Genomic DNA, 10,227 nt, shown 5'->3' with positions numbered 1-10,227 from the left:
TCCTTGAAGGCATGGAGTTCCTCGGGGACCGGTCAGTCAGGCGTGAGGGGAGGGCGCGGAAGATGCCGACGAGCGCGCCCACTCATAACGCTTCGGTGCACAACAGCGGGCTCGGTGCGACGGACGCTCCGGCGTCGGTGCACCATGGACCGATGCGTGACGACGAGAGAACGGCCGTGTCGGCCATCGGGACTCTTGTCCGTCGTGCCGCGGAGGGCGACGAGCAGGCGACGCACGACCTGCTCGCCCACGTCCATCCGCTCGCCCTGCGCTACTGCCGCACCCGGCTCAGCCGGCTGCCGGGGGACGCGCGGCACTTCGTGGACGACCTCGCGCAGGAGGTGTGTCTGGCCGTCCTGTGCGCGCTGCCGCGCTACCGGGACACCGGCAAGCCGTTCGACGCGTTTGTGGTCGCCATCGCCCAGCACAAGATCGCCGACCTCCAGCGTGCCGCCATGCGGCGCCCGGGGTCCACGGCGGTCCCCTCCGACGAGATGCCCGAGCAGCCGGACGACTCGCTCGGCCCGGAGGAGCGGGCGCTGCTCAGCAGCGACACCGAGTGGGCGAAGAAGCTGCTGGCCAGCCTGCCGGAGAACCAGCGGGAGCTGATCCTGCTGCGGGTGGCCGTCGGGCTCACCGCGGAGGAGACGGGGCAGATGCTCGGCATGTCGCCGGGTGCCGTGCGGGTGGCCCAGCACCGGGCGCTCAGCCGGCTGCGCGCGCTCGCCGAGCAGTAGGGGCAACGGGCGGGAAGAGGGGGAACAAACGGGCGCAACCAGGTGTTGTCGCCCTCGCCGCCCGTAGTTTCCTACCAGGAATCAGCCGTACGAGCGGGTGTCTTCTGGGCGTTAGCATGGACACCCGTGCCGCAGCAAGACCATTGGGGAAGGTGTCATGAAGGACGACGTCGGCGGTGTGCCCGCTAAATTCGCCACCCTCGGGCTGACCTACGACGATGTGTTGCTGCTGCCGGGCGAGTCCGACATGGCGCCGCAGGACATCAACACCGCGTCGTACGTGACGCGGAACGTCAAGGTGAACATCCCGCTGCTGTCGGCGGCGATGGACAAGGTCACCGAGGCCCGGATGGCGATCGCGATGGCCCGCCAGGGCGGCGTCGGCGTGCTGCACCGCAACCTCTCCATCGAGGACCAGGCCGCCCAGGTCGACCGGGTGAAGCGGTCCGAGTCCGGCATGGTCGCCGACCCCATCACGATCCGCCCCGACGCGAGCCTCCGCGAGGCCGACGCGCTGTGCGGCCGGTTCCGCATCAGCGGCGTGCCGGTCACCGACAACGCGGGCAAGCTGCTGGGCATCGTCACCAACCGCGACATGGCCTTCGAGACCGACCGCGACCGCCAGGTCCGCGAGGTCATGACGCCGATGCCGCTGGTCACCGGACGGGTCGGCATCAACCGCGACGAGGCCATGGAGCTGCTGCGGCGGCACAAGATCGAGAAGCTTCCGCTGGTCGACGCCGAGGGCCGGATCAGGGGCCTCATCACCGTCAAGGACTTCGTCAAGGCCGAGAAGTACCCGAACGCCGCCAAGGACGCCGACGGCCGGCTGCTGGTCGGCGCGGCGGTCGGTGTCGCCGGCGACGCGTACGAGCGCGCCCAGGCGCTGATCGAGGCCGGCGTCGACTTTGTCGTCGTGGACACCGCCCACGGCCACTCCCGGCTGGTCGGCGAGATGGCCGCGAAGATCAAGTCGGGCAACCAGGTGGACGTCATCGGCGGCAACGTCGCCACCAGGGACGGCGCCAAGGCGCTCGTCGACGCCGGGGTGGACGCCGTGAAGGTGGGCGTCGGACCGGGCTCCATCTGCACGACGCGCGTGGTCGCCGGTGTGGGCGTGCCGCAGGTGACGGCGATCTACGAGGCCGCGGAGGCGGCCCGCGCGGCCGGCGTGCCGGTGATCGGCGACGGAGGCCTCCAGTACAGCGGCGACATCGCCAAGGCGCTGGTCGCCGGCGCGGACACGGTCATGCTGGGCAGCCTGCTCGCCGGGTGCGAGGAGTCCCCGGGCGAGCTGCTGTTCATCAACGGCAAGCAGTTCAAGTCCTACCGCGGCATGGGCTCGCTCGGCGCCATGCAGTCGCGCGGCGACCAGCGCTCCTTCTCCAAGGACCGCTACTTCCAGGAGGAGGTCAGCGGCGACGACAAGCTGATCCCCGAGGGCATCGAGGGCCAGGTGCCCTACCGCGGCCCGCTGGCGGCCGTGGTGCACCAGCTCGTCGGCGGTCTGCGGCAGTCGATGTTCTACGTCGGCGGCCGGACGGTCCCGGAGATGAAGGAGCGCGGCCGGTTTGTGCGCATCACCTCGGCGGGTCTGCGGGAGAGCCACCCGCACGACATCCAGATGACCACCGAGGCGCCCAACTACAGCAGCCGCTGAGCCCGCTTCGGCGCCGGGCACATCGAGTACGCCGCCATCCGCCCGGGTCCTGCTGGCGGAGTGGCGGGCGCCTGGGATACTGGGCCGCCCTGGGACACCGAGGGGCGCACACCGTACGGAAGGGCAGTATCACGTGACTGAGATCGAGATCGGGCGCGGCAAGCGCGGACGGCGGGCCTACGCGTTCGACGACATCGCCGTCGTGCCGAGCCGTCGCACACGCGACCCGAAGGAGGTCTCGATCGCCTGGCAGATCGACGCCTACCGCTTCGAGCTGCCGTTCCTGGCCGCCCCGATGGACTCGGTCGTCTCCCCCGCCACCGCGATCCGCATCGGTGAGATGGGCGGGCTCGGCGTGCTCAACCTCGAGGGCCTGTGGACCCGGTACGAGGACCCGCAGCCGCTGCTCGACGAGATCGCCGAGCTGGACGAGGAGCGCGCCAACCGCCGCCTCCAGGAGATCTACGCCGAGCCGATCAAGGAGGAGCTGATCGGCCGGCGCATCAAGGAGGTCAGGGACGCGGGCGTGGTCACCGCCGCCGCGCTGTCCCCGCAGCGCACGGCGCAGTTCTCCAAGGCCGTGGTCGACGCGGGTGTGGACCTGTTTGTGATCCGGGGCACCACGGTCTCCGCCGAGCACGTGTCGTCCGCCGCCGAGCCGCTGAACCTCAAGCAGTTCATCTACGAGCTGGACGTGCCGGTCATCGTCGGCGGCTGCGCCACCTACACGGCGGCGCTGCACCTGATGCGCACCGGCGCGGCCGGCGTGCTCGTGGGCTTCGGCGGCGGCGCCGCCCACACCACCCGCAACGTGCTGGGCATCCAGGTGCCGATGGCCACCGCCGTCGCGGACGTGGCCGCCGCCCGCCGCGACTACATGGACGAGTCCGGCGGCCGCTACGTGCACGTCATCGCCGACGGCGGCGTCGGCTGGTCGGGCGACCTGCCGAAGGCCATCGCCTGCGGCGCCGACGCCGTGATGATGGGCTCCCCGCTCGCGCGCGCCACCGACGCCCCCGGCCGCGGCCACCACTGGGGCATGGAGGCCGTCCACGAGGACGTGCCGCGCGGCAAGAAGGTGCACCTCGGCACGGTCGGCACGACCGAGGAGGTGCTGACCGGCCCGTCGCACACGCCCGACGGCTCGATGAACTTCTTCGGCGCGCTGCGCCGGGCGATGGCCACGACGGGCTACTCGGAGCTGAAGGAGTTCCAGCGGGTCGAGGTCACGGTGGCCCTGAGCCGCTGAACCGCGCCGACCACGGCGTGAGTCGACGTACTGAGGGGCGCCCCCCGGGCCGGGGGGCGCCCCTCGCGTCTACCGCCGTACGGGTGAGGCGCCGCGCGTCAGTCGGCGGGGCGGGCGGCGGGCGGCAGCAGCGTCGCGTGACCGTCGTCGGCCAGGGCGTGAGGCAAGGCGGTACCTTTCGTCGGTGGCTGCGGTGTTCTGCGGGCGGTCGCGTCCGCGGGGCGCGGGCGTGACGCGGCCGTGCGGAGCCGTCGAACGGCTCCGGGCACGGCCTGCCGGGCGGCGGGCCGTGGCGGCCCGTCACCTGGTGACGAGTCGGAGAAGGGGAGCGCGCGCCGGGTCGTCCGGCCTCACACCGGCCCGGGCGGACTTCCGGGCCCGAGCCGGCGGGCGGACGTCGAGCAGCAGGCGGCGCGCCGCGTCAGCCGCGCGGCGGCTCAGCGGAGCGTCGGCCGCGCGGCGCTCAGCGCAGCATCAGCGAGCGGACAAGACGGCAGGTCGTGTCCGACGGCGGGTGCACCCCGACCAGCGGGGCGATGGCGCGGATCCGGCGGTTCGGGGCCTGGGTCGGGTGGTAGACCCCGGTGTTCAGCAAGGCGAGGGCCAGCCGCATGGCCTTCAGCTTGCGGTTGTGGGATTCGTACCATTCACGCGGCTGACCGGCGGGCAGCCGCACCTCTCTCAGCGGGGGCAGCGGTGGTGCGTCGACAACGGCCATCGGCATCCTCCAGGGTGCGTCGGCGAACCAATCGAACACTGTCGATTCTAGTTGCCACCACTGACAAAGCCCCTGGCCAGCGCGGATGTTCAGAGCCGGTGAGCGACCCCGGCCGGGCTCGCGCCACGGGTGTCGAGAAGCAGCTGCGCCTTCGCCGCGAGTCCCTGGAGGTCGTACACGCGGTGGTTCTGGAGCAGCACCGTCAGATCGGCCTCGGCGGCGGCGTCATAGAGGGAGTCGACACGTGGGACGGGCCGGCCGGCGATGGACCAGTGCGGCACGTGGGGGTCGTGGTAGCTCAGGTCGGCACCGAGGTCGGTGAGCCGGGCGGCGACCTCCCGGGCGGGTGAGCCGGTCTGGTCGGCGAGGTCGGGCCGGTGCGTCACGCCCAGCAGCAGCAGCCGGGCGCCGCGCGCGGACTTGCCGTGCTCGTTGAGCAGTGCGGCCGCGCGGTGCACGACGTACTCGGGCATGCGGTCGTTGACCGCGCGGGCGAGCGCGACCAGCCGCGGCGGGTGGCCGAACGCCCGCCGGGGCGTGGCGAGCTGCGCCGGGTCCACCGGCACGTCGTGCCCGCCGACCCCGGGGCCCGGGCGGTACGCGTCGGCGGACGGGCGGGTGTCGGCGCAGCGCAGGACGTCCCACAGGTCGACGCCGAGGTCGTGGCAGAGGATCGCCATCTCGTTCACCAGCGCGGTGTTCACGTGCGCGATGTTGTTCTCGAGCAGCTTCGCGGTCTCCGCCTCGCGCAGTCCGCGGGCTCTGACGACCTTGTCGGTGAGCCGGCCGTAGGCGGCCGCGGCGGCCTCGGTGCAGGCCGGGGTGAGGCCGGCGATGACGCGGGGGCCGTCGCCGGGGCGGCCGGGCGCGCAGGCGAGTTGGAAGTCGCGGCCGGCGCGCAGCCCGGAGCCGGTCTCCAGGACGTCCCGCACCACGCTCTCGGTGGCGCCGGGCGGCACCGTGGACTCGACGACCACGGTGGTGCGGGGGCGCAGCCGGCGCGCGAGCGTGGCGGCCGCGGTGAGGACGGCGGTCAGGTCGAGTGAGCCGTCGGCGGCCGGCGGGGTGGGCGCGCACAGCAGCGCGGTGCGGGCCCGGCCCAGCACGTCCGGGTCGGCGGTCGGTGTGAAGCCGGACTTGAGCATCCGGCGCAGCTCGGGCGCGCTGAGCGAGCCGTCGGCGGGGGCGCGGCCGGCGGCCAGCTCCTCGACGGCGCCGGGCGCCGGCTCGTAGCCGAGGGTCCGGAGGCCGGCGGCCGTGGCGTTCCGGACGGCGGAGAGACCGAGGGGGCCGAGTCCGAGGACTGCGAGATCTACGGGCATGGTTGCGGGTTCCTTCCCGTGGCGGCGGCGGTCGCTCGTTGGGGCGCTACGTCAGGTTAAGCGCATATATGACAGATATGGTGGATTGCGACCACCGTGCCGGATGCCGGGTCAGCGGCACGGAAAGCGGGGACGATCCTGGGACGGGACCCCTCCCGGGCCCGACGACACGGCACAACCGAGACGGACCGACCGAGACGGACCGACCAGGCGACACGACGGCACGGCCGGACAGGCGGTGCGACATGGGAGGCAGACGGTGAGGACGGCGACACTGGGACCGGCCGAGCGGACCGAAGCGCTCGCCCGAATGGCCGAACGCGAACTGGACGTGCTGGTCGTCGGCGGGGGAGTGGTCGGCGCAGGCACGGTCCTCGACGCGGCGACCCGGGGGCTGAGTACGGCCATCGTCGAGGCGCGTGACTGGGCGTCGGGCACCTCCAGCCGGTCCAGCAAGCTCGTCCACGGCGGTCTGCGCTACCTGGAGATGCTGGACTTCGCCCTCGTCAGGGAGGCGCTGAAGGAACGCGGGCTGCTGCTGGAGCGGCTGGCCCCGCACCTGGTGCGCCCCGTGCCGTTCCTCTACCCGCTGCAGCATCGGGGCTGGGAGCGGTTCTACGCCGGATCGGGCGTCGCCCTGTACGACGCCATGTCGGTCTCCTCCGGGCACGGCCGGGGCCTGCCGGTGCACCGCCACCTCTCGCGCCGCGGCGCGCTGCGCGTCGCGCCCTGCCTGCGCAAGGACGCGCTGACCGGCGCGCTCCAGTACTACGACGCCCAGGTGGACGACGCGCGCTTTGTCACCGCCCTCGTCCGCACGGCCGTTTCCTACGGCGCGCACGCCGCCAACCGCACCCGGGTCGTCGGCTTCCTGCGGGAGGGCGAGCGGGTGGTCGGCGCCCGCGTCCAGGACCTCGAACAGGGCGGGGAGTTCGAGGTGCGCGCCCGGCAGGTCGTGAACGCCACGGGGGTGTGGACGGACGACACGCAGTCGCTGATCACCGAGCGCGGCCGGTTCCACGTCAAGGCGTCCAAGGGCATCCACCTGGTGGTGCCCAGGGACCGGATCAACTCCTCCACCGGCCTCATCCTGCGCACCGAGAAGAGCGTGCTCTTTGTGATCCCGTGGGGCCGCCACTGGATCGTCGGCACCACGGACACCGCGTGGGACCTCGACAAGGCCCACCCGGCCGCGTCCTCGGCGGACATCGACTACCTGCTGGAACGGGTCAACTCGGTGCTCGCGACACCGCTCACCCGGGACGACGTCGAGGGCGTCTACGCGGGCCTGCGCCCGCTGCTGGCAGGCGAGTCGGAGGCGACCAGCAAGCTCTCCCGCGAGCACACGGTGGCGCACCCGGTGCCCGGCCTGGTGGTGGTCGCCGGCGGCAAGTACACGACGTACCGGGTGATGGCGAAGGACGCCGTGGACGAGGCGGTGCACGGCCTCGACGCGCGGGTGGCGCAGAGCTGCACCGAACGCATCCCGCTGGTGGGCGCCGAGGGCTACGACGCGCTGTGGAACGCCCGTGCCCGCATCGCCGCCCGCTCCGGGCTGCACGTCGTGCGGGTGGAGCACCTGCTGAAACGCTACGGCTCGCTGCTGGACGAGGTGTTGGGCCTCATCGCCGACGACCCGTCGCTCGCCCACCCGCTGCCGGCCGCCGACGACTACCTGCGCGCCGAGATCGTCTACGCCGCCAGCCACGAGGGCGCCAGGCACCTGGACGACGTGCTCACCCGGCGCACCCGCATCTCCATCGAGACCTTCGACCGGGGCACCCGCAGCGCCCGCGAGTGCGCCGAACTGATGGCGGGCGTGCTGGGTTGGGACGCCGACCGGGTCCAGCGCGAGGTCGAGCACTACCACAAGCGGGTGGAGGCCGAGCGGGAGTCGCAGCTCCAACCGGACGACCAGACCGCCGACGCCGCCCGCCTCGGCGCCCCGGACATCGTGCCGGGCTGACCGCCCGTCGCGTCCACCCCGTGCCGGACCCGGGCCCCACCCGTGCCGCACCGGGGCCCCACCCGCGCCGCACCCGGGGCCGGCCGGCGTCGCCGGGAACCCTTCCGGCGAGTAACCAACCCGCCCCGCAGGCCAGTTGCCGTGACCGCCGGCGGGGTGGCCGACGGGCGCCGGTCCGGACCTTTGGTTGCGGCGGCCCTGTAGCCGGACGCCCCCGTGGATGGGTGACAATAGGTGCCACTGCTGGGGCGGGCTGACGCGAGGGGAAGCATGGGCGAGAACGCCGAAGGCGCTGCCAAGGGCAAGGAGACCGGGCGGCTGCTGGGCGGACGCTACCGCCTCGGAGGGGTGCTGGGCCGGGGCGGCATGGGCACGGTCTGGCGGGCGCGCGACGAAGTCCTCGGCCGCACGGTCGCCGTGAAGGAACTCCGTTTCCCCTCCGACATCGACGAGGAGGAGAAGCGCCGCCTCATCACCCGCACCCTGCGCGAGGCGAAGGCCATCGCCCGGATCCGCAACGGCAGCGCCATCACCGTCTTCGACGTCGTCGACGAGGACAGCCGGCCGTGGATCGTCATGGAGCTGGTGGAGGGACGCTCGCTCGCCGACGTCATCAAGCAGGACGGCCCGCTGACGCCGCGTCGCGCCGCGGAGGTGGGCCTGGCGGTCCTCGGCGTGCTGCGCGCCGCGCACCGCGAGGGCATCGTGCACCGCGACGTGAAGCCGTCCAACGTGCTCATCGAGGAGGAGAGCGGCCGGGTCGTCCTCACCGACTTCGGCATCGCCAAGGTGGAGGGCGACCCGTCCGTCACCAGCACCGGCATGCTCGTCGGCGCGCCCTCCTACATCTCGCCCGAGCGGGCGCGCGGCGGACGCCCCGGCCCGCCCGCCGACATGTGGTCGCTGGGCGGCCTGCTCTACGCGGCCGTCGAGGGCCACCCGCCCTACGACAAGGGCTCGGCCATCGCCACCCTCACCGCCGTGATGACCGACCCCCTGGAGCCGCCGCAGAACGCCGGCGAGCTGGAGGAGGTCATCTACGGCCTGCTGCTGAAGGACCCGGAGAAGCGGCTGGACGAGCCGGGCGCCCGCGCCCTGCTCCAGTCGGTGCTGGACGGCCCCGAGGACTCCGAGCGCCAACTGCCGGAGGAGAACCAGTCGTCGACCGCGACCGTGCTGCTGCCGCTCAAGTCGCCCGACGACAAGCCGGTGCGCCGGGAGCCCCGGGACGGCGGCGAACAGCCGGAGGCCGTGCCGGGGCCCCGCACCTCGCTTGTCAAGTCCCTGCCCAGCGCGCCGCCGAGGGACCTGCGCAGTCTGCTGCCGGCCCGCGCCGCCGGCAGCGGTGAACGCCGCCGCCCGGTCGGGCTGGTCGTGGCGGTCGTCGCGGCCGTCATCCTCGGACTCCTCGGCGCGGTACTCGCGTTCGCGATGAACGGCGACGACTCCGGCTCCAGCGGCAAGGGCGAGGGCTCCTCCGCCACCAGCGGCTCGGCGGGCGAGGACCGCCAAGGCGGCGGCGAAGGGGGCGACGGCGGCGACGGCGGTGACGACAAGGAGAAGCAGTCCGACGCCGAGGCCGAGAACCCGGACGGCGGCGAGCCGGGTGAGTCCGGCGGCGACGCGACGGCCCCCACCGGCGGCCGGGAGGGCGAAGGCGAGCAGGACGGCGCCGGCGAGGAGGGCGACGGCCTGCCCGGGGGCTACGCCGTGCGGACCGACGACCGCTTCCGCTTCAGCATGGCGATGCCCGAGGACTGGTCCCGGGTGAACATCAAGGGCCGCAACTCCGGCGGCGAGTACGCCGAGCGGCGCGGTGTGGTGCCCAAGGTCCAGGTCGACTTCACGAACAGCCCCACCGGCAGCGCGCTGCGCGCCTGGCAGTTGCTGGAGGCGGCCGTCGCGGCGGCCAGCACCGACTACCGCAAGATCGAGATGGAGTCCGTCGAGTGGCGTGACTACCCGACCGTCTCCGACTGGCACTTCGAACGCCGCGAGCACGGCGAGCGGGTGCGGGTCCTCAACCGGGGCTTCAAGGTGGACGACCGGCACGGCTACGCGATCGTCGTCACCTGCAAGGTGTCGGAGTGGGACGGCGAGGAGTGCACCACGCTGCGCGAGACCGCCTTCCGCACCTTCGAGCCGCGACTGGACTGACCGGCGCGGACGGGCGCCCGCGACACCTCGTGGCGCCCGTCCGCCCCACACTCCCGTCGCCGCGAGCCCCGCGCACGCGCCCGGCACACCGGCGCGTCCGCCCGCGCACACCGCCGCACAGCGCCCGCACGGAGACCGCGTACCGCGCCCGTAACGAGTCGGCGTACCGCCCTCGTATGGCCCGAAGTACACGTATCGTGAGGAGAGTAGGCCGCAGGCATCTGCGCCCGATCCGCCCCGCGCGGGGCGGGAACTGACGGTTACGCACGCTGTGGGGAGGCGCCGTGGACGAATACGCCGGACGGCTGCTCGCCGATCGCTACCGTCTGCCGCTGCCGCCCGCCGAGGAGTACGAGCTGCGCGAGTCGCGCGCGTACGACACCGCCAGCGGCCAGGAAGTGCTCGTCCGCCAGGTCCC

7 protein-coding genes are annotated in these 10,227 nt (G+C 73.2%); 5 read left to right on the top strand and 2 right to left on the bottom strand.

Annotation, left to right across the window (positions count from 1 at the left end):
• Positions 1-152 precede the first annotated feature (152 nt).
• The 3 genes from GL263_RS14000 (at position 153) to GL263_RS13990 (ending at position 3,646) form a co-directional block, all read left to right on the top strand.
• Positions 153-737, top strand: a complete 585-nt coding sequence (locus GL263_RS14000; protein ID WP_323379388.1) for a sigma-70 family RNA polymerase sigma factor — start codon at positions 153-155, stop codon at positions 735-737.
• Between the two features lie 157 nt (positions 738-894).
• Positions 895-2,397 carry an IMP dehydrogenase gene (gene guaB / locus GL263_RS13995; protein WP_182856020.1) on the top strand — a complete coding sequence of 501 codons (1,503 nt, stop codon included), beginning with the start codon at positions 895-897 and terminating at the stop codon, positions 2,395-2,397.
• A 133-nt stretch (positions 2,398-2,530) separates the two neighbouring features.
• Positions 2,531-3,646 (top strand): GuaB3 family IMP dehydrogenase-related protein, encoded by a 1,116-nt coding sequence (locus tag GL263_RS13990; RefSeq protein WP_182856019.1) that lies wholly within the window; start codon positions 2,531-2,533, stop codon positions 3,644-3,646.
• Positions 3,647-4,109: 463 nt separating this feature from the next.
• Here the strand turns inward: GL263_RS13990 and GL263_RS13985 are convergent, their stop codons facing one another.
• Both GL263_RS13985 and GL263_RS13980 read right to left on the bottom strand, forming a co-directional pair.
• Positions 4,110-4,370, bottom strand: coding sequence for a hypothetical protein (locus GL263_RS13985; RefSeq protein WP_182856022.1), 261 nt, complete (start codon positions 4,368-4,370; stop codon positions 4,110-4,112).
• Between the two features lie 83 nt (positions 4,371-4,453).
• On the bottom strand, positions 4,454-5,686 hold the full coding sequence (locus GL263_RS13980; RefSeq protein ID WP_182856018.1) for a nucleotide sugar dehydrogenase: 1,233 nt from the start codon (positions 5,684-5,686) through the stop codon (positions 4,454-4,456).
• Positions 5,687-5,945: 259 nt separating this feature from the next.
• Between GL263_RS13980 and GL263_RS13975 the strand changes: the two genes are divergently transcribed.
• Together GL263_RS13975 and GL263_RS13970 are read left to right on the top strand one after the other, a co-directional pair.
• Complete coding sequence (locus GL263_RS13975; protein ID WP_182856017.1) at positions 5,946-7,652, top strand: glycerol-3-phosphate dehydrogenase/oxidase; 1,707 nt, start codon at positions 5,946-5,948, stop codon at positions 7,650-7,652.
• Between the two features lie 270 nt (positions 7,653-7,922).
• A complete protein-coding gene (locus GL263_RS13970) occupies positions 7,923-9,809 on the top strand; it encodes a serine/threonine-protein kinase (RefSeq protein WP_182856016.1) in 1,887 nt (628 codons plus the stop codon).
• Positions 9,810-10,227: the final 418 nt, after the last annotated feature.

The organism is Streptomyces durbertensis (assembly GCF_014156695.1).
Classification (GTDB): Bacteria; Actinomycetota; Actinomycetes; order Streptomycetales; family Streptomycetaceae; genus Streptomyces; species Streptomyces durbertensis.
Note: the sequence above shows the minus strand (reverse complement) of the source record. Positions and strands in the feature narration are given on the sequence as shown.

Excerpts from the sequence above, each read along its gene's own strand:
- GL263_RS14000 (WP_323379388.1), top strand. The coding sequence starts at position 153 with ATGCGTGACGACGAGAGAACGGCCGTGTCGGCCATCGGGACTCTTGTC.
- guaB (WP_182856020.1), top strand. The coding sequence starts at position 895 with ATGAAGGACGACGTCGGCGGTGTGCCCGCTAAATTCGCCACCCTCGGG.
- GL263_RS13985 (WP_182856022.1), bottom strand. The coding sequence starts at position 4,370 with ATGCCGATGGCCGTTGTCGACGCACCACCGCTGCCCCCGCTGAGAGAG.
- GL263_RS13980 (WP_182856018.1), bottom strand. The coding sequence starts at position 5,686 with ATGCCCGTAGATCTCGCAGTCCTCGGACTCGGCCCCCTCGGTCTCTCC.
- GL263_RS13970 (WP_182856016.1), top strand. The coding sequence starts at position 7,923 with ATGGGCGAGAACGCCGAAGGCGCTGCCAAGGGCAAGGAGACCGGGCGG.